This window comes from Pontibacter litorisediminis, assembly GCF_029360645.1.
Classification (GTDB): domain Bacteria; phylum Bacteroidota; class Bacteroidia; order Cytophagales; family Hymenobacteraceae; genus Pontibacter; species Pontibacter litorisediminis.
This window is the reverse complement of sequence record NZ_JARDUA010000001.1, coordinates 906,010-925,139: the sequence shown is the minus strand read 5'-3', so window position 1 is coordinate 925,139 and position 19,130 is coordinate 906,010. Positions and strand designations below refer to the sequence as shown.

Sequence of the window (19,130 nt, the reverse complement as noted above, 5' to 3'; positions counted from 1 at the left end):
CAAAGGAGGGGCCGGTGCAGCCCCAAAAGAGAATGGGGAGCTGTTACAGGTCGTGCAGCTCGTAGCCTGTGATGAAAATCTGAGTATGTGCTAAATGTGCAGGCATTTTCTATTTTGCAAGACTACAAAGGTAAGGGCACTGCACGTATAAATGCAAGTAAAAAAGTTGTTGCGACTTTAATTTGCTGTCAATCAGGCTGTAAAAAGTGTTCTAGCCTTCGCTCTCCAGGGCCGCTTCCTCAATCTGCTGCTCTGCATAGCGCTCCCCTAAGTAGCCGTCAATCAGGTAGTGGGCCAGGTACAGGAGGGGGGTAAGCAGAATCGCGACACTGAATTTGTAGATGTAGTTGATGAGCGCCACAGATAGCACCTGCTTCATGCTCCAGTTGCCAAACACGAAGAAAGCCACAAACAGCACCACCAGCGAGTCGATGATCTGGGAGACAAGGGTAGAGCCGGTGGCGCGGAGCCAGATCTTGCTGCTGCCGGTGAAGCGGCGCAGCCAGTGGAACACGGTGGCATCCAGGAACTGTGAGAGCAGGAAGGCGGCCACCGAGCCAAGTATGATGCCCAGGCCCTGGCGGTAAACACTGTTGTAGGCGTAGTTGATGTCAAAAGGGTTGCCCTGTGCGTCGGTGCTGTTCACATCGAGCCAGAACTGCGCGGGCGGCAGGCCTGTAACTGCCGTGATGACCAGGAAGGCATAGAGTATGAGTACGACAGTGAGAACACTTATCTTCTTTACGCCAGCCTTGCCGAAATATTCGTTGATGATGTCGGTGGTAACAAACACGATCGGCCAGATAATGACACCCGCTGTCAGGTTAAAGTCCAGCTTCTCGCCTCCGATTGGGATTTGGGCACCCGGCAGGCCAAAAAGCGCCTCACCCGAGAAAATCTTCACCCCGATCAGCTCTGCCAGCAAGGCATTGGAGATAAAGATGCCGCTTAGCACCAGAAAGAGGTTGGTGCGCTTTTGCTCTTGTGTAGTTTTAACGGGTTGCGGCATGCTGTGGCAAAGCTTAAGGTTTGGCAAACAAGGTATGGGGCGCTGTTGAAGCGGAAAATCGGGCTCAAATATAGCAATCTTCCGCTATACTTCTGAGAGGGAAGGCAAGGAGGTATGCCTGTGCTACTCCCGCACCGCAAAGATGCTTCCTTCGGTAGCCAGCTCGGTCGCCGCAAAAACCTCCCGGGCCTCCTGCAACAACGGCGTCAGGTCCTTGTAGCGCACCGAGAAGTGCCCGATAAGCAATTGGCGCACCTGGGCAGCAGCGGCCAGCTCAGCAGCCTGCTGGGCTGTGCTGTGGTAGGTATACTCCGCGCGTTCGCGCAGCTCGTTAGTAAAGGTGGCCTCGTGGTAGAGCAGGTCCACGTGTTGCAGGTAGGGCAGCAGGGATGGCTTATAACGGCTGTCGGAGCAGTAGGCGTAGCTGCGGCTGCGTTTGGGCTCCAGCGTTACCTCGCTGTTGTGCACCAGGATGTTTCCGGCTTCGTCCCTCACGTCTTCGCCCCACTTCAGGCGCACCAGCTGCGGCGGGCGCAGAAAGTCCGGCAGCTTCTCTTTGATGAGGGGGCGCGGCTTCTGCTTTTCGCGGAACAGGAAGCCGCAGCAAGGCACCCGGTGCTCCATGGGGATGGTGTGCACGGTAATGGCTTTGTCCTCAAATATTTTCTTATAGCCAGTCGTGTCCAGCTCATGGAAGACAAGACGGAAGTTAAGGTTGGTGCCGGAGTACTTGAATTGAAGGCTGAGGATCTCAGAAAGGCCGGGAGGGCCGAAGAGGTGCAGCGGTGCCTGGCGGCCCTGCAAATGCATGGTGGAGAGAAGCCCTGCCAGCCCAAAGTAGTGGTCGCCGTGCAGGTGGCTGATGTAGATGTTACAAATGCGCTGATGCTTTATCTTGTAAAGCATCAGCTGCATTTGTGTGCCTTCACCGCAATCAATCAGGTGGTGCTGATTACCAAGTGTAAGTACCTGGGCGGTATGGTGCCTGTTTGCCGAAGGGGTGGCCGACGAACTACCAAGAATCCTGAGTTCGAAATCCACTACGGCGTATTTTGTTAGTCTTCCTTGTTAGTCAGATCCTGCTCTATCTCGTGCAGAAACACACGGTCGATGGCCTCTTCAACAGTTGGCAGAATGTTCAGTACGGACTCTAGCTTAGAGATCGAGATCAGCTTCATCACGTGGTCCTGCAACCCTGTCAGGATCAGAAGGCCGTTTGACGAGTTGCAAAGGCGGTTAGCGATCAGGATAGAGCTAAGGCCGGAGGAGTCTGTATATTTTACTTCGTTCAGGTCAAGAATCAGGTTGTTGATCCCTTCGGCATTCAATTTCACGAACTCAGACTTGAGGTCTGGTGCGATCGAAGTATCCAACTTCTTCTCATCAATCGTGATAATCGTGTAGTTTTCTTTCTTATCTATCGTGTACTTCATGGTCAACCAGTAAAGGATTTAAATGCGAATGTACCAAAATCTACTTTAACAAACTTAATTTTTGGTAGTAAAAATATTGTCATTAATGTGTTTCTCAATGCGTTCAAACACTGAGTTGTAGTCTTCTCTCAGGAACTTTTCGCCCGTGAAGACCTCATAGAGCTCTATATAGCGCTCCGATATGTTTTTAACAACCTCATCGGTCATTTCCGGCACCTGCTGGCCATCTTTGCCCTGAAAACCGTTTTGGATAAGCCATTGGCGCACAAACTCTTTCGAGAGCTGGCGTTGTGGCTCACCTTTCCGCTGCCGCTCCTCGTAGCCCTCGCTATAGAAGTAGCGGGAGGAGTCCGGGGTGTGAATCTCGTCGATCAGGTAAACCTGGCCGTCGTGCTTGCCAAACTCATACTTGGTGTCTACCAGTATCAGGCCGCGCTGGCGGGCCAGCTCGGTTCCCCGCGCAAACAGGGTGCGGGTATAACGCTCTAATATCAGGTAATCTTGCTCCGACACGATGCCTTTTGCCAAAATTTCCTCCCGCGAGATGTCCTCGTCGTGGCCTTCGCTGGCTTTGGTGGTAGGGGTGATAATGGGCTCAGGCAGCTTATCGTTCTCGCGGAGGCCCTCCGGAAGATCCACCCCACAAACCGTGCGCCTGCCAGCCTTATACTCCCGCCAGGCATGGCCTGCCAGGTAACCGCGTATCACCATCTCCACCTTAAATGGCTCACAGTGGTACCCGATGGTCACGTTAGGGTCTGGGGTGCTTAGGACCCAGTTCGGCACCACATCAGCAGTGGCTTCCAGGTTTAGGCTGGCAATCTGGTTCAGCACCTGGCCTTTGTAAGGAATGGCGCGTGGCAGCACCACATCGAAAGCAGAAATACGGTCGGTGGCAACTACGGCCAACCTGCCTTCGAAATAGTATACGTCGCGTACTTTGCCCCTATAAAATCCGGTCTGGCCGGCAAAGGAGAAGTTAGTTTCTTTAATGGCCTCCATTAAATCAGTATCGTTATAGGCAAGCAAAGTTAATTATATTTTACAGGGCAGGAAATAAATCTAAAGGTTGCGAAAAAACTCGGGTCAAATAAAAAAACATAGCTGCTAAAAGATATTGAAGTATACTTAGGGCAATCCTTTTAGTTTTATACTATAGAGGCTATAGTTTGCACCTTATTTTGATTTTTGAAGCTGCAGCTGCTGTTGATCCTCTTTTGGCGTGCCAGCCCTGTAGCGGACGATGTTCCGGGCCATTCCGCCGAAGATGATGAAGTGGAATGGCAGCACAGCGTACCAGTAGAGGCGCCCCAGCAAACCGTGCGGGCGGAAGGCCGCCAGCTGCTCCAGGTAAGTGCCGTCGGCTTCCTCACAAATCCTGAATTGCAGCCAGGCCTCGCCAGGCAGCTTCATTTCGGCGTAGAGCAACAGGCGCCTGCTTTGCCTGTCGGCCAGCAGCACCCGCCAGAAGTCTATGGTATCGCCGGCCCTTACTTCTGTGGGGCTACGGCGGCCGCGCCGCAGGCCTACGCCGCCCACTAGTTTGTCCAACAGCCCCCGGAGCCGCCACAGGAAGTCGGTCTTATACCAGCCGCGCTCCCCGCCTATGCTCCAGATGTTGGCCAGCACCTCCTCCGGGTCGCGGTCAAATCTCAGGCGCTGTTTGTCCGTGAGCACGCCATGCTCGGGTACCTGTACAAAATCCATGTAGTTGAGGGGCATGGTGCCGCTCACAAGCGCGTCCTTCCAGCTCGAGACGACAGAGTTCTGCTCTATTTTGCTGTAGGCCAGGTGCACCGCTTGCTCGTACGGCAGGCAGTGGTGCGGTAGCAGCTCCTGTATACTTGTGTCCTGTACCACGGCGTCGTTCCGCAGGCTGTCCACCAGGCTTTGCGCCAGCGTGTAGTTGGTGCTGGTCACAAAGTATAGCCAGTAGGAGGAGAGGCGGGGGGTAAGCACGGGCAAGGTGATGATGTAGCGTTTCAGGTGACGTGCCTTAGTCAGCCTCAGGAGCATGTCCCTATAGGTGAGCACATCGGGGCCGCCGATCTCAAAGCGCCTGCTGTAGCATTCTGTTCGCCCCAGCACCGCAGTCAGGTAAAACAGCACGTCGCGGATGGCAATGGGCTGGCAGCGGGAGTTTAGCCATCGGGGGGTGATCATCACTGGCAGTTTCTCCACCAAATCGCGGATGATCTCGAAGGAGGCGCTGCCGGAGCCGATGATAATGGCTGCCCGGAGAACTGTTAGTTTTGCCTGTGCCGTAGCCAGCACATCTTCCACATGCCGCCTGGAGGCCAGGTGTTTCGAAAGAACTTTATCGTTGGAGATGCCGCTGAGGTAGACGAGCTGCCGGGCAGTGGTGGTGTTAAGGTAAGCGGTGAAGCACTGTGCCGCCGTGCGCTCAGCAGCGGAAAAGTCGCTGTTGCCTGAGCCCATGGAGTGCACCAGGTAGTAGGCGGCGTCAATGTCTGTGGGCAGGTGCGTGAGCCCATCCGGCTGCAGCAGGTCCCCCTGCACCACCTGTACCTTGTCTTGCAGCGTGTCAGGCAGCACGAAGCGGCGCGGGTCGCGCACCAGGCACACTACCTCGTGCTGCTGCTCTACCAGCAAAGGCAGCAGGCGCTTTCCAATATAGCCGTTGGCCCCGGTCAACAATAGCTTCATCGTTTTTATACTTGGGTGCAAAGGTAGGTGTACTTTCAGAACAGGCAGACGCCGGATAGGTTAATTTAAATTCTTCTCGGCGGCCAGGTTTATACATTGCAACCTGTGGGGGCGCAGCCTGTATAAAGCAGGAAGTCTAAACTTAAACTTAAGTATGAGTATGGAGCAGTATTTAAAAGCAGCCTTGGAGGAGGCAAAGAAAGGCTACGCAGTGGGCGGCATTCCCATTGGCTCGGTGCTGGTGCACCAGGGCAGGATCATAGGCCGTGGCCACAACAAACGCGTGCAACAGGGCAGCGTGGTGCTGCACGGAGAGATGGACGCCCTTGAGAACGCCGGCCGCCAGCCTGCCTCCGTCTACCGCGAGTGTGTGCTCTATACCACACTGTCGCCTTGCCCCATGTGCTCGGGCACTATTTTGCTGTACGGCATCCCGAAGGTGGTAATAGGGGAGAACCGGACCTTTATGGGAGAGGAGGAGCTGCTCCGCTCCCGTGGGGTGGAGGTAGAGGTGGTTGACGACCAGGAATGCGTGCAGCTCATGCAAAAGTTCATTGCTGAAAAGCCGGAGCTTTGGAACGAGGACATTGGCGTATAGGCGACTACTCCTCCCGCAGCTGCCCCAGCACCTGCCCCACGCGCTCCTGCCACAGCTGCTTTTCCAGGATAACTGGCGGGGCGGCCCGCTCCAGGCAGTCCAGGGCGGGGCAGCGCTCGCAGGTTTCGTTTACCTTCCGGATCACGATGGCAGGGTCTTCCAGGAAGTTTACCTTGCTGCGCAGGTTCTCGTTTAGCAGCAGGCCAATGCTGACGGTGCCGTGGCGGCTCTCGGAGGGCTGCGCCAGGGCCAGCACCAAATACTCGTTGGCGGAGTTGATGTAGGAGGAGCGCTGCAGGCCCACCAGCGTTTTTTCCGGATGCCCGGGCTTCTCCAGCTCCTGGAAAAGCGTGAGCGAGATCCAGCGGCGGCAGTAGTGCTCGTTCAGGAAAGAGGCGTGGGGGTTGTGCAAGCCGGCCAGGTGCAGCTCCTTGCTAAGTATAAACTTGTCGCGCTGTGGCTCGTGGTTAAAGCGCAGGAAGAACAGCTGCTTGATGCCGAAGAACTTGGGCAGCAGCGAGGTGAGGCGGTGCAGCAGTGTTTCGGGCGAGGTGCTATACTTCTCCATGAGTTGCAGCAGGCGCTCCGGCTGCCAGGTTGGCAACGCAAAGAAATCCTGCATGTCCTGTACCAGCCGGTCCTGGTTTAGCAGCAGCGCACCGGCAAAATAAGATGCCTTAAAGTTATTAAGCACCTCCTCAAAGGAACCCACTTTTACCCAGGTGGAAGTATAAGGCCGCTCCTGCAGCTGCAGGAAGTGGAAGCCCAGCTCCCGCGCCACGGCAAAGGTTTTCTGGTGCTCCGTAAGGGACGGGTTAAGCAGCAGGCGTGGTTCAGGTACGGGGACCAGCACCGAGCGCAGGGGAGCCAGTTCCGGGTGCTCGGCAAAGCCTTCGGTGCCGGTGCTGACGCCGTACTGCTTCTGCAGCAGCAGGGCCAGTTCCTCATACGTGGGCGTCACCTCTTCATCCAGCCCATGCTTCTCTATAAACCGCTCCGCCTCCAGCTCGATGTCCTCAAAATAGTTGTCGTGCAGCTCCTGATAAGAGCGCAGGGCGGAGAAATAGAACTGCTCTACCCGCAGGTCGAAGGCGCGGGAGATCTCCAGCAGGGTGTTTACGAAGGCGCTAAGCTTGGCCGGTGCGGTGGCAAACAGGTCCAGCACGCGGCTCATGTCCAACCCAAAATGCTCCAGCGGCAGCTCCGATAGGATGTTGCTCTGCAGCAACTCGCCCACCGGCTGCAGGCGCTTGCTCAGTTGCAGCGACACCAGGTAGTCATAACTTACGCCCAGTGCGTCGGCAATCACCGCCACCTTGCTCGGCTTGGGGTGCTTCTTCCCTTTCTCGATCTCGTTCAGGTACGACACCGAAATCCCTGTTCTGGCTGCCAGGTCAGTGAGCGAGATGCTTTTATCGGTTCGTAACTGTTTCACTTTCAGTCCGAAGATCATCCGGATGACATCTTCCTGCAGTTTCATGTGCGGCGAAATTCTGGTTTGTACTTCAAGTAAGGCCTTTTTGCGTGATTCACCTTAAAAACGTAAAAAAATATTTTAGCGAAAATTCGCCACTTATATAAAATTCGCGTATAAATGGAAAAAGGCATTAAAATCATAGTATAAACTAATAAAAGAAGAAGCCATGGTCATCGCAAGCACTGTAGAGGTTAAGGGCAAGCAGCAGCCCGGATTTGATAGTATTCTCACCCCTGAGGCTCTTGAGTTTCTGGAGATGCTCCACCACAAGTTTAATGCACGGCGCAAGGAACTGCTGCAGCTGCGTGCGGAACGCCAAAAAGCGATCGATGCCGGAGAGCAGCTTTATTTTTTACCGGAGACGGAGCAGGTGCGCAACGGAGACTGGAAAGTGGGGAGTATACCGGCGGACCTGCAGCTGCGCCGCGTGGAGATAACCGGCCCCGTGGACCGCAAGATGGTGATCAACGCGCTGAACTCAGGGGCCAACGTGTTCATGGCCGACTTCGAGGATGCCAACTCGCCGACCTGGGAGAACGTGGTGCAAGGGCAGGTTAACCTCCGCGACGCCATCCGCCGCGACATCGACTTTACGGTGCAGAACGGCAAGACTTACCGGCTGAACGAGAAGGTGGCCGTGCTGAAGGTGCGCCCCCGAGGCTGGCACCTGCCCGAAAAACACTTGGTGATCGGCGGCGAGGAGATCTCAGGCTCGCTGTTCGACTTTGGCTTATACTTCTTCCACAACGCCAAAGAACTGCTGGAGCGCGGTACCGGCCCATACTTCTACCTGCCCAAATTGGAGAGTCACCTGGAGGCCCGCCTGTGGAACGATGTATTTGTGGCGGCGCAGGAGGCGCTGGGCATCTCAATCGGCACGATCAAGGCAACTGTGCTCATCGAGACCATAACTGCGGCCTTTGAGATGGAAGAGATCCTGTACGAGCTGCGCGAGCATATCGTGGGCCTGAACGCCGGCCGCTGGGACTACATCTTCAGCGCCATCAAGAAGTTCAGGAACAGGCCGGAGGTGCTGTTCCCGGATCGTACCGACGTGACCATGCGGGTGCCTTTCATGCAGGCCTACACGTCGTTGCTGGTAAAGACCTGCCACAAGCGTGGGGCGCATGCCATGGGCGGCATGGCCGCCTTTATCCCGAACCGCCACGACCCGAAGGTGAATGAGACTGCTTTCGCTAAAGTAGAGGCAGACAAGGCTTTGGAGGCAAAGAACGGTTTCGACGGAACCTGGGTGGCGCACCCGGACTTGGTAGCGGTGGCCCGCACAGAGTTTGACAGCGTGCTGGGTGAGCGGCCGCATCAGAAAGAGGTGCTGCGCGAGGAAGTGCAGGTAACGGCGAAGGACCTGACAGATTTCCACATCCCCGGAGGCAAGATCACAGAGGCAGGGCTGCGGCTGAACATCAACGTGGGCATTATGTACATCGGCAGCTGGCTGTGCGGCACTGGCGCCGCGGCTATCCATAACCTGATGGAGGATGCCGCCACCGCCGAGATCTCCCGGGCGCAGGTATGGCAGTGGCTGCACCACCCGCACACCAAAACCGATGACGGCGTGGAGATTACCGAGGAGCGCGTGCTGCAGCTGATACAGGAGGAAACGGCCAACATCAAGGAAGAGGTAGGCCTGGTAACTTTTAAGAACTGCCACTACGAAAAGGCCGCGCAGCTCTTCTCCGAACTCGTGCTCACCAACTGTTTTGTTGATTTCCTGACCCTGCCGGCCTACAAGTACATTGATTGATCATCTCCTGAAACAAAGCATAAAACCGCAAAAGTCTAAAGCCATGACAAAGAAAGATAGAATCCAGAAAATTGAAAGAGATTGGATCGAGAACCCGCGCTGGGCGGGCATCCGCAGGCCCTATAGTGCCGAGGAAGTGGTGAAGCTGCAGGGCTCGGTGCAGATAGAGTACTCCCTAGCGCGTAGTGGTGCAGAGAAGCTATGGCGCCTGCTGCATTCGGAGAAGTATGTGGCGGGCCTGGGGGCGCTTACGGGCAACCAGGCGGTGCAGGAGGTGGAGGCAGGGCTTAACGCCATTTACCTGAGCGGCTGGCAGGTGGCCGCCGACGCTAACCTGGCCGGGCAGATGTACCCGGACCAGAGCCTGTACCCGGCGGACTCCGTGCCGAACGTGGTGAAGAAGATCAACAACGCCCTTATTCGCGCCGACCAGATTCAGAGCGTGAATGGCGAGGGCGAGAAGGATTACATGGTGCCGATCGTGGCCGATGCCGAGGCAGGCTTCGGCGGCAACCTAAACGCGTTTGAGCTGATGAAGATGATGGTCGAGGCCGGTGCCGCCGGTGTGCATTTTGAGGACCAGCTCTCGTCGGCGAAGAAGTGCGGCCACCTGGGCGGCAAGGTACTGGTGCCCACGCAGGAGGCAATCAACAAGTTGGTGGCGGCGCGCCTGGCCGCTGATGTGATGGGGGTGCCCACCTTACTCGTGGCCCGCACTGACGCAGACGCCGCCAACCTGCTTACCTCCGACATCGACCCGCGCGACCACGCGTTTATACTTGACCAGCCGCGCACCAGCGAAGGGTTTTACCACGTGCGCTGCGGCATGGAGCAGGGCATCGCCCGTGGCCTGGCCTACGCCCCCTACGCCGACCTGATCTGGATGGAAACCTCGCACCCGGACCTGGAGCAGGCACGCCAGTTTGCCGAGGCCATACATAGGCAGTTTCCGGGCAAGTTACTAGCCTATAACTGCTCGCCGTCTTTTAACTGGGCGGCAAAACTGAGTATAGAGCAGATGGAGACCTTCCGCGAAGAGTTGGCGGCCATGGGGTACAAGTTCCAGTTCATTACCCTGGCCGGCTTCCATGCCCTGAATACCAGTATGTTTGAACTGGCCAAGGCTTACCGTGAGCGGGGCATGGCAGGCTATTCGGAACTGCAGCAGCGGGAGTTCGGGTTAACCAAAGATGGCTTCAAAGCCGTGAAGCACCAGTCGTTTGTAGGGACCGGGTACTTTGATGCCGTGCAGAACACGGTTACGGCCGGTGCTACCTCCACCGCTGCCCTGGTGGGTTCTACGGAAGAAGAGCAGTTTCATTAGCGGGGAAGTATAAACAGGAAGAGTGCAGACCAAAGCGCCAGCCACGGCATTGCCGTGGCTGGCGCTTTACTTGCTGGTTAGATATCGTAGCTTTTTTTGATGCTATAAGCAGGGGCTCAGCTTGGTTTTCTGTTAGCGTCGTTTTCGGGAGTATAGCCCAGGCGCCGGGCCCGCTTCTCCCAATTCTGGCGCGCCCAATGCTGCAGGTCGGCCACCTGGTCCAGCTCGTCAATAATCTCCATGCCCAGCAGCGTCTCAATGATGTCCTCCACCGTGATCAGGCCTGCTGTGCCGCCATACTCATCCACCACCAGGGCAATCTGCTCCTGCTGCTCCAACAGCTTGTTGAAAAGCGTTGGGATCGGCATGTGCTCCGGCACTACCTGTATCTTGCGCAGCACTGTTTTCAGGGGTTTGTTGCCTTCGTCGTTGATGATCTTGTGAAGCACTTCGTTCTTCAGGACATAGCCCTGGATGTCATCGAGGTTGGTGGTGTAAACGGGGATGCGGGAGAAGCGCAGGTCAGGGAAATCGCGGAAAAAGTCGGACATGGACATGTTTTCCTGGGCACTGACGATAACGGTGCGGGGAGTCATGATGTGGCGCACCATGATGTTGTTAAACCGTAGGATATTCTGGATAACCTGCGACTCACTTTTCTTAAAAATACCCTCTTTTATGCCCAATTCGGCCATGGCCGTGAAGTCTGCCCGGCTCAGCACGCTACGGCCTTTTTCGGTCTTCAGGCGCTTGGTGATCACCTGCGACAGTAATATGATCGGGTAAAGGGGCGAGTAGATCATTATTTTAAGCGTGCGCACGGTAAAAGGGGTGAGCTGTTTCCAGTAGTTTGCCCCGAGCGTTTTAGGGATGATCTCCGTGAGGATCAGGATAACGATTGTCAGCACCACCGACACGATGGTCAGGGACTCCTCGCCCCAGATCAGCTGCGCCTGCGCGCCCACGCCCGCAGCACCGATGGTGTGGGCAAAGGTATTGAGGGTAAGGATAGCGGCCAGCGGCCGGTCGATGTTGTCTTTAAAGTTCTGCAGGTCTTTGCCAAGCGAAGGGTTCTCGTTATTCACGATAGCCACGTGCGAGGGTGTAACACTCAGCAGGGAAGCCTCCAGAAGAGAGCAGAGGAAAGAGAAAAATAATGCTATGCCTAAATATAGAAGGAGTAAGCCCATGTAAAGTATAGTGGTTGTCGGGTGTAAAGCTAGTGGATTGGCACGGCTTTTAAAAAATAGCTTTTGTGCCGCTTAATGCACCACCCGTAGAATTGGCTCGGGCAGCGGCTGGTGCGTTTCGTGGTCGGCGGTGAAGTAGCCCACCATGCTGGGGCCGTAGCCAAGGTTTACCTCAATAAACTTATTCTTCTCGGGCAGCATCTGAATGATCTCCTGGCGCAACTCCTCCAGGCGCTGCACCATCTCCTGCAGTTGCCCTTCTGTAACAGGAGGGGTTTCTTTCAGGGTGGTAGCGGTGTTCTCCGCTGCTTTCTCCACCGGGCCCCGCGTCTTGGTCAGCAGGTCCACCTCCAGCTTGCGGATGTCTTTCTCCAGGTTCAGGTACTCCATCACCTTCTGCTCCAGCGGCACCAGCGAGTCGTCTAAATATTGTATCAGGTTTTCCATTGTTTTCCTTTTATTGCACATGGGGCACTAGCCTGACAGGCCATGCCTCTTCCTGAAACGAAGTATAAGCTTGCTAGGTTAAAGATCACGGCAGCGGCTTAAAGCCATTTAAAGAGTTTGCGCAGGGCGGGCAGGCGGTTCCCATAGGGCGGGTAGCGCAGCGGAAGGTCCAGCCAGGTGCCGCGGTGCAGCACGCTTTTTTTCTGCGAGAACAGGTCAAAACTGCTTTGCCCGTGGTAGCTGCCCATGCCGCTCTGGCCCACCCCCCCAAAGGGCAGGTGCGGGTTAATGATGTGCGAGATCGTGTCGTTGATGCAGCCACCCCCGAAGAAGGTATGCTTCAGCACCCGTTGTTTCTTTTCCTCATCTGACGTGAAAAAGTACAGGGCCAGCGGCTTCTCGTGCTGCTTCACCATGGCAATGGCCTCGTCTAAGCTCCTGTAGGTGAGCACGGGCAGGATCGGGCCGAATATCTCCTCCTGCATCACCGGGTGTTGCCAGGTTACCTTATCCAGCAGGGTAGGGGCAATATACCGCCTGGCGGCATCGGTTACGCCGCCCGCACGCACCAGCCCATCCTCCAGGTAACTGCTGAGTCGGTTAAAATGCCTGTCGTTCACGATACGGGCATAATCCGGGCTCTGCTGCGGGTCTTCCCCATAAAACCTTTCGATGTACTGGCTGATGAGCTGCATGAGCTCTTCTTTTATACTTTCCTGCACCAACAGGTAGTCCGGGGCAATGCAGGTCTGGCCGGCGTTCAGAAACTTTCCCCAGGCTATGCGGCGGGCGGCCAGGCCCAGATCGGCATCTTCTTCCACAATCGCCGGACTTTTGCCTCCCAACTCCAGCGTTACCGGCGTCAGGTGCTCGGCGGCGGCTTTCATCACGATCTTGCCCACGTGCGTGCTGCCCGTAAAAAAGATATAGTCGAAGCGCTGCTGCAACAGGTGCTGTGTGGTGGCCACGCCTCCCTCCACTGTCGTGATGTAAGACTCATCAAAGTTCTGTCGGATCATCCTGGCAACTACCGCAGAGGTGGTGGGCGTAAGCTCAGATGGCTTGACGATGGCACAATTTCCTGCGGCCATGGCCCCGATGAGGGGGTTGAGCAGCAACTGGAAAGGATAGTTCCAGGGGCCGATGATGAGGGCAAGGCCATAAGGGTCGGAGTGGATATAGCTGCGGGACGGGAAATTGATGAGCGACTCTTTTACCCGCTTCGGTTTCATCCACTTGCCCAGGTTCTTCAGCACCAGCTTTAGCTCCAGTTCCACAAAGCCAATCTCGGTGCTGTAAGCCTCCATCTCGGGCTTGTGGAAATCGGCGTACATGGCGTCCATCAGCTCTTGCTCGTGCTGCTGAATGACCTGGTGCAGCTCACGCAGCCGCTCCCTCCGGAAGCTTAGGTCCAGGGTATGGCCGCTGGAGAAAAATTCGTTTTGCTTGCCGATAAGCAACTGGATCCGCTGCAGGTCGGTTTCTACTGCGGTGGGCGTGGTTCGTAAAGTGTTGGTGCGAGGCATGGCTTATACGTTTGTAGTAGTGGGTTTGCCCGGAACAGCCTCTGCAGCAGGACGTCCTGCAAAGCGATCCATGGAGGTGTATACGTTAAAACCGCGGCCTACCAGGCTGTCGAAAAGCCTTGTTGGTAAAATTCCGCGGAGCAGGGGCAAAAGGTGCACCAGGGCAGGCCGGCGAAGTAGGATCTTATTTTGCTCCACGGCATCCAGTATACTTTTGCTGATGGTTTCAGGCTTTAGGATAGGGGTGAGAAAAGGAGCCTTCACCCTGGCGAACATGCCGGTGTCGATGTAGCTCGGCGTAACGGTGGTAACATGCAGGTCCTGCCGCAGCGCCTCCAACTCCAAACGCAGGCTCTCCGACCAGCCCAGCACCGCCCATTTGCTGGCAGCGTACACGCTCATGCGCGGGTTGGGCAGCAGGCCGGCTGCCGAGGCAATGTTCACGATGTGGCCGCTGCCGCGCGCCAGCATGGCGGGCAAGAACGCCCGGGCCACGGCCATGGCTCCCAGCACGTTTATATCCAGCGTGCGCTGAATGTCCTGGTACGTATGCTCTGCGAATGGCTTGCCTACCACGATACCGGCGTTGTTGAAAAGGATATGGGGCACGCCAACCTGATGCATCACTTGCCGCGCGGCCTCCTCCACCTCCTCAGGCTTGGAAACATCCACCACACAGCCCCAAACACTGTGGCCATCTGCTTGTAGTTGCTGTGTTACCTGCTGCAGGGCCGAGGCATTTACATCCCATATCACCAGCTTTCGGGCAGCCCGCTGCAGGCAGCCCTGGCCCATCAGCTTCCCGATGCCCGAGGCGCCTCCTGTCACCAGCACGATGCTGTCTCGTATCTTTGTCATAGGGCAGTGGCTACTGTTATTTCAACATGGTTTTAAGAGATAATATATTTAATATCAGCATAATATCAAAGTATAAGTTTGTACTTTTTTAGTTTAGAAGATAACTGTATCTTTGGGATAGGCAGCCATGCCACACGTTTGAACGAACACGCACTATGAAAATAATTGAATGCCCCCGCGATGCCATGCAAGGCATACAGGGCTTTATACCTACCGATGTCAAGGTAAAATACATCAACCAACTGCTGAAGGTCGGTTTTGACACCATTGACTTCGGCAGCTTTGTCTCGCCGAAAGCCATCCCGCAGATGCGCGACACCGCCGAGGTACTGGCAGGGCTGGATCTGGAAACTACTTCCTCAAAGTTACTGGCCATCATTGCCAACACGCGCGGTGCGGAGGATGCCGCAAAGTATGCGCAGATAGGTTACCTGGGCTTCCCGCTGTCGGTATCGGAGACGTTTCAGCAGCGCAACACCAACAAAAGTATAGCCGAGGCCATGCAGCAGCTGGCCGAAATACAGGAGATCTGCCACAAGCACAACAAAACGCTGGTTACCTACATTTCCATGGGCTTCGGGAACCCCTACAACGACCCCTGGGATGTGGAGACGGTGATTCGGTTTGTGCAGGAACTGGATGAGCTGCAGGTAAAGATCGTGTCGCTTTCGGACACCATTGGCGTGGCTACGCCAGAGAACATCACCTACCTGTTCAGCCGCCTGATCCCGGCTTTTAAGCACATCGAGTTCGGGGCGCACCTGCATACCACCCCTACTACCTGGCAGGAGAAAGTGGAAGCTGCCTACCAATCCGGGTGCCGCCGATTCGATGGGGCCTTGCGTGGCTACGGTGGCTGCCCCATGGCCAAGGACGTACTAGTGGGCAACATGCCTACCGAAAATATGATCAGCTACTTCGAAAATATTGGCGTAGATTTGCACCTCAACAAAGTTGCCCTGCAGGCCGCCATGGCTGAGTCCGGGGCGGTTTTTCTATAGTTATGGCAAGGAGAACAATAGTCGATATTTTTGTGCCGTGCTTCGTAGACCAGCTGTTTCCGGACACGGCCATGAACATGGTGAAAGTGCTGGAAAAGGTAGGGTGTGAGGTACGCTACAACCAAAACCAGACCTGCTGCGGTCAGCCCGCCTTCAATGCCGGCTTCTTTAATGAGGCCCGCGAGGTGGCCGACAAGTTCCTGGACGATTTCTCAAGCGATACCTCGCATTACATTGTGGCGCCTTCTGCCTCGTGTGTGGGCATGGTGCGCAACGCGTACCAGGATATTTTCGTGAAGTCGTCGAAGCTGGTGAAGTACAGGGCCATGCAGAAGAAGGTGTACGAGCTGACGGAATTCCTGACCGATGTATTGGGCATTACGCGCATTGAAGGAGCATCCTTGGCGGGCAGGTACACCTACCACGACTCCTGCAGTGCCCTGCGCGAGTGCGGCATTAAGGCCGGCCCACGCGAGTTGCTAAGCCATGTGCGCGGGCTGGAACTGGTAGAAATGGAGGATAGCGAAACCTGCTGCGGCTTTGGCGGCACCTTTGCGGTGAAGTTTGAGGCCATTTCCACAGCCATGGCCGAGCAAAAGGTAGACAACGCCATCGCCACTGGTGCCGATTACATCGTCTCCACCGACAGCAGCTGCCTGATGCACCTGGAGGCCTACATCAAAAAGCAGAACAAGCCGATCAAGACCATGCACATTGCCGATGTGCTGGCAAGTGGCTGGTAAGTATAGATCATACTAAGCAAGTATAAAAAGAGAGGCCTGCGCAAGTATAGTTTGCGCAGGCCTCTCTTTTTATACTTGCTATACTTGTTTAGCGGCTGATGTAGTAGCCTAAGCCAAAGGAAAGGGTGCTGCCACTCAGGTTAAGGCCAAATTCAGAGGAGGTTGATTTGCTATCTTCAAAGTACTCCAGCTCTGAGGTTGATGTACTGCGCGTGTATCCTAAGCTTCCGAAACCTGCGCTCAGGCCTATTTTGGAGGTTGGGAAAAAAGTTATCCCAGGTCTTAAGCCTACACTAAAGCCTGTGGATTCATAGTTTGATCTTGAACGACTGTTACTGTAGTCTGAGTGGTAGTCATGTTCAGCTGAAACATAGTTCAAATAAGCCTGACCGGTGAAAGCGATTTTCTCTGAAACAGAGAAGTACTTCTTTAGGTACGGGCCTATTGCAAGGCTGCGGTTTGTGGTTTCACTGGTGGAGCGTAATTCGAGACTGCCACCTGGTAACACATTATAAACTTTAGACTCGTCATTTGAAGAGGTATAACCTACAGAAATACCCGCTTCCAGACCATCCCTTAGCATGTAGCCTATACTAGGAGCTAATGTAAATGATCTATTTACAGACTTTTGTGTGTCAGCATCATTTTTATGATTGTTATTTTGATAGCCCAGAGAGCCGGAGGCGACAACGGTACCCTGAGATGTTTGAGCGAGAGCTGCCGAAGTTAAACATGCAAATACAGCGGCAAAGAATAGTTTCTTCATGGTTTGTCTTCTTTAGGAATATAAGTTTTATACTTGGGTGTAAATCAGGTTATTTATCGACAATGGTTCATATGGCCACTCCCCGGCTCCATCATCCGGAGAAGCAGATAGTATAAGTACAGGAATAAAAGCAAGTGACGTTTGTGTTAGCGATTGATGAAATAGCTTAAGCTGAAATAAAGGGCATCCTCGAAATCAATGCTTAAGCCGGAGTATGTTTTGACTGGAGAATCGCTTGCTTGCGTTTTCTTCAATGTCTGGTCATATCGCAATCCCCCAAGGCCAGCACTTATGCCAAGTTTATCAGTAGGGAAATAAGTTATTCCCGGGGCAAGCGCTGCATTGAAAAAAGAGGTCTTCTGCTGGGAAACAGCATTCGCGTCATTCTCTCTTTTGTAGCAGCCAAGCCCGGCAGAAAGTTGGCCGGTAAGGGCAAACTGCTCAGAAAGCATGAAGTACTTTTTAAGGTAGGGGTTAACGGTGAAGGCATTCGTTTTTGTCTTCGTTTCGCTTCTGTCACCTGTACTGTTAAAGTTTGTGTTTGTGGTTGTTGAACGTGAAAAGCCCAAACCAGCACCAAGCTCAAAGTTATTTCCAAGCAAATAGCCTACACTTGGGCCTACTCCAAACGCTGTTCCAAGAGATTTTTGGCTCAGTGTGTCGTTGCGTTCGGATTCTGAGGTTTGGGTACTAAAGCGAAGGCTGCCAGTTACCACAACGGTACCCGGAGAAGTTTGCGCAAAGGCTCCAGAGCCTAGTAGAGCAAATACTGCTGCGGCTAAAAGCTTTTTCATGTTTGTTTTCTTTTGTGTCAGAACATTTAAATAGTTAAAGATATGCAAATATCGTTATTTAACAATACTTGCTTTTGCCATCATGTACTTTTGAGTCCAAAGTATAGCCAAAGCAGCCAGGAAGCGACAGCCGCCGTATAAGCCACCAAATATTTAGAAGTGGCAGAGACTAAACAAAGGAAAAAGGCAACAAGCAACAACCGGCCGCTGCGGCAGTCGCTGAAGGAGTATGCCCGCGGGATAACCGGCGGCCTGCTATTCAGTTTCCCGCTGCTCTATACCATGGAAGTATGGTGGGCTGGTTTTACAGTCTCGCCACAGCAGTTGCTGCTGCTGGTAGGGGTCACTTATCTGCTTTTGCTGGGTTACAACCGCTTTGCCGGTATGCGTCCTGATGTGTCGTGGCGCAGCGTAATGGTAGATTCGGTAGAGGAGTTAGGGATTGGCCTGCTGCTCTCCTTTGCTGTATTGCTCATGCTAAACCGGATCGAGTTTGGGCAGATGTCAACCGACGAAATAATGGGGAAGATAATCATCGAGGCCATGGCCGTGTCCATTGGGGTGTCGGTGGGAACTGCTCAGTTGGGCGTGAACGAAGGGGACACAAGCGCGGACGAGGAGACAGAGCGGAGGCAGAAGGAGCAGGCTGAGCGAGCGAACAAAGACTCCCTCTACCGCTCGCGTCTGGGCAGCACGGTGCTGGCGCTTTGTGGGGCTATATTGGTGGGTGGCAACGTGGCCCCTACCGAGGAGGTGCTGAAAATCGCCACGGATGCCACCTCTGTTAACATTCTGATGATGGCGCTGGTCTCCATTGTACTATGCGCCATCATCTTGTTCTTTAGTGATATTAAAGGGCGGGCTAGCAGCCACCAGAACGGCTTCCTGTATAACCTTACCTTCGATACCTGCATCAGCTACCTGGTGGGGCTGGCGGCGGCGGCATTTATGCTGTGGTTCTTTGGTAGGTTTGATGGCGCCAGTTTCTGGGTGATTACCTCTCAGGTAGTAACATTGGGGGTTTTAACCTCTTTGGGAGCCTCGGCGGGTCGTTTGCTCATTAAATCGTAAAATGCACATGGAGGAAAAACAAGATCATGCAGATGATATAAAGGACCGGAAAAATTGGTTTGAATGGGTTGTTTTCGGAATCGGGCTGCTGTTGTTGCTAAGCGTTTTTGGCTACCTGGGCTTTCAGGCGTATACCCGCAAGCCTTCAACTCCAGACCTGGTGGCGGAGAACTTTCCGGATCCGACCAAGTATGCCCCCTACCGTTACCGCGTGGTGCTGTACAACAAGGGTGGCGAAACGGCAGAGCAGGTAAAACTAGAGGTAAAGGTGCAACACAATGGTACAGCCGTGGAGCAGGCCGACCTTGATTTTCCCTTTGCCCCGCAGGAGTCCAAACGCGAAGGGTGGGTAAACTTTGACAATGATCCCAAGCAGGCGGACACGGTGGTGGTGAAGGTGGTAAGCTATAAGCGGCCGTGAGGGGTAGAACTGCCCCGGGCTTAAGCTTAGGAAACCTGCA

The 19,130-nt window shown here is 54.6% G+C and carries 19 protein-coding genes; 7 read left to right on the top strand and 12 right to left on the bottom strand.

Going from position 1 to position 19,130, the window contains the following annotated elements; translation table 11 throughout:
* Positions 1-211: 211 nt before the first annotated feature.
* The 5 genes from PXG97_RS03980 to PXG97_RS03960 form a co-directional block, all read right to left on the bottom strand.
* Positions 212-1,009, bottom strand: a complete 798-nt coding sequence (locus PXG97_RS03980) for a queuosine precursor transporter (RefSeq protein WP_276496422.1) — start codon at positions 1,007-1,009, stop codon at positions 212-214.
* A 123-nt stretch (positions 1,010-1,132) separates the two neighbouring features.
* Positions 1,133-2,050: a ribonuclease Z gene (locus PXG97_RS03975; RefSeq protein WP_276496421.1), complete on the bottom strand. Its 918-nt coding sequence runs from the start codon at positions 2,048-2,050 to the stop codon at positions 1,133-1,135.
* A 14-nt stretch (positions 2,051-2,064) separates the two neighbouring features.
* Positions 2,065-2,442 (bottom strand): STAS domain-containing protein, encoded by a 378-nt coding sequence (locus PXG97_RS03970; protein WP_046313463.1) that lies wholly within the window; start codon positions 2,440-2,442, stop codon positions 2,065-2,067.
* 54 nt (positions 2,443-2,496) lie between these two features.
* Positions 2,497-3,444, bottom strand: coding sequence for a phosphoribosylaminoimidazolesuccinocarboxamide synthase (locus PXG97_RS03965; protein ID WP_276496420.1), 948 nt, complete (start codon positions 3,442-3,444; stop codon positions 2,497-2,499).
* A 174-nt stretch (positions 3,445-3,618) separates the two neighbouring features.
* Complete coding sequence (locus tag PXG97_RS03960) at positions 3,619-5,109, bottom strand: SDR family oxidoreductase (RefSeq protein WP_276496419.1); 1,491 nt, start codon at positions 5,107-5,109, stop codon at positions 3,619-3,621.
* Between the two features lie 160 nt (positions 5,110-5,269).
* On the opposite strand from PXG97_RS03960, the gene PXG97_RS03955 reads away from it, so the two are divergent.
* On the top strand, positions 5,270-5,707 hold the full coding sequence (locus PXG97_RS03955; RefSeq protein ID WP_276496418.1) for a nucleoside deaminase: 438 nt from the start codon (positions 5,270-5,272) through the stop codon (positions 5,705-5,707).
* Positions 5,708-5,711: 4 nt separating this feature from the next.
* Here the strand turns inward: PXG97_RS03955 and PXG97_RS03950 are convergent, their stop codons facing one another.
* Positions 5,712-7,187 (bottom strand): helix-turn-helix domain-containing protein, encoded by a 1,476-nt coding sequence (locus PXG97_RS03950; protein ID WP_276496417.1) that lies wholly within the window; start codon positions 7,185-7,187, stop codon positions 5,712-5,714.
* A 163-nt stretch (positions 7,188-7,350) separates the two neighbouring features.
* Here PXG97_RS03950 and aceB point away from each other — a divergent pair, with 163 nt between their 5' ends.
* Together aceB and aceA are read left to right on the top strand one after the other, a co-directional pair.
* Positions 7,351-8,949, top strand: coding sequence for a malate synthase A (gene aceB, locus PXG97_RS03945; RefSeq protein ID WP_276496416.1), 1,599 nt, complete (start codon positions 7,351-7,353; stop codon positions 8,947-8,949).
* A gap of 43 nt (positions 8,950-8,992) precedes the next feature.
* Complete coding sequence (gene aceA, locus PXG97_RS03940) at positions 8,993-10,273, top strand: isocitrate lyase (RefSeq protein ID WP_276496415.1); 1,281 nt, start codon at positions 8,993-8,995, stop codon at positions 10,271-10,273.
* Between the two features lie 116 nt (positions 10,274-10,389).
* Here the strand turns inward: aceA and PXG97_RS03935 are convergent, their stop codons facing one another.
* The 4 genes from PXG97_RS03935 to PXG97_RS03920 form a co-directional block, all read right to left on the bottom strand.
* Complete coding sequence (locus PXG97_RS03935) at positions 10,390-11,463, bottom strand: CNNM domain-containing protein (protein ID WP_276496414.1); 1,074 nt, start codon at positions 11,461-11,463, stop codon at positions 10,390-10,392.
* A 72-nt stretch (positions 11,464-11,535) separates the two neighbouring features.
* The gene (locus PXG97_RS03930; protein ID WP_276496413.1) at positions 11,536-11,910 is read right to left on the bottom strand and encodes a hypothetical protein; all 375 of its coding nucleotides are present in this window, start codon (positions 11,908-11,910) and stop codon (positions 11,536-11,538) included.
* A gap of 98 nt (positions 11,911-12,008) precedes the next feature.
* Positions 12,009-13,436, bottom strand: coding sequence for an aldehyde dehydrogenase (locus PXG97_RS03925; protein WP_276496412.1), 1,428 nt, complete (start codon positions 13,434-13,436; stop codon positions 12,009-12,011).
* Between the two features lie 3 nt (positions 13,437-13,439).
* On the bottom strand, positions 13,440-14,294 hold the full coding sequence (locus PXG97_RS03920; protein ID WP_276496411.1) for an SDR family oxidoreductase: 855 nt from the start codon (positions 14,292-14,294) through the stop codon (positions 13,440-13,442).
* 155 nt (positions 14,295-14,449) lie between these two features.
* Here PXG97_RS03920 and PXG97_RS03915 point away from each other — a divergent pair, with 155 nt between their 5' ends.
* Both PXG97_RS03915 and PXG97_RS03910 read left to right on the top strand, forming a co-directional pair.
* Positions 14,450-15,295, top strand: a complete 846-nt coding sequence (locus tag PXG97_RS03915; RefSeq protein ID WP_276496410.1) for a hydroxymethylglutaryl-CoA lyase — start codon at positions 14,450-14,452, stop codon at positions 15,293-15,295.
* A gap of 2 nt (positions 15,296-15,297) precedes the next feature.
* Positions 15,298-16,038 (top strand): (Fe-S)-binding protein, encoded by a 741-nt coding sequence (locus PXG97_RS03910; protein WP_276496409.1) that lies wholly within the window; start codon positions 15,298-15,300, stop codon positions 16,036-16,038.
* A gap of 88 nt (positions 16,039-16,126) precedes the next feature.
* On the opposite strand, the gene PXG97_RS03905 is transcribed toward PXG97_RS03910, so the two are convergent.
* Both PXG97_RS03905 and PXG97_RS03900 read right to left on the bottom strand, forming a co-directional pair.
* Positions 16,127-16,804, bottom strand: a complete 678-nt coding sequence (locus PXG97_RS03905) for an outer membrane beta-barrel protein (RefSeq protein WP_276496408.1) — start codon at positions 16,802-16,804, stop codon at positions 16,127-16,129.
* A gap of 146 nt (positions 16,805-16,950) precedes the next feature.
* A complete protein-coding gene (locus PXG97_RS03900) occupies positions 16,951-17,598 on the bottom strand; it encodes an outer membrane beta-barrel protein (RefSeq protein WP_276496407.1) in 648 nt (215 codons plus the stop codon).
* Between the two features lie 159 nt (positions 17,599-17,757).
* Between PXG97_RS03900 and PXG97_RS03895 the strand changes: the two genes are divergently transcribed.
* A complete protein-coding gene (locus tag PXG97_RS03895) occupies positions 17,758-18,669 on the top strand; it encodes a TIGR02587 family membrane protein (RefSeq protein WP_276496406.1) in 912 nt (303 codons plus the stop codon).
* Positions 18,670-18,676: 7 nt separating this feature from the next.
* A complete protein-coding gene (locus PXG97_RS03890) occupies positions 18,677-19,090 on the top strand; it encodes a hypothetical protein (protein WP_276496405.1) in 414 nt (137 codons plus the stop codon).
* Positions 19,091-19,130: the final 40 nt, after the last annotated feature.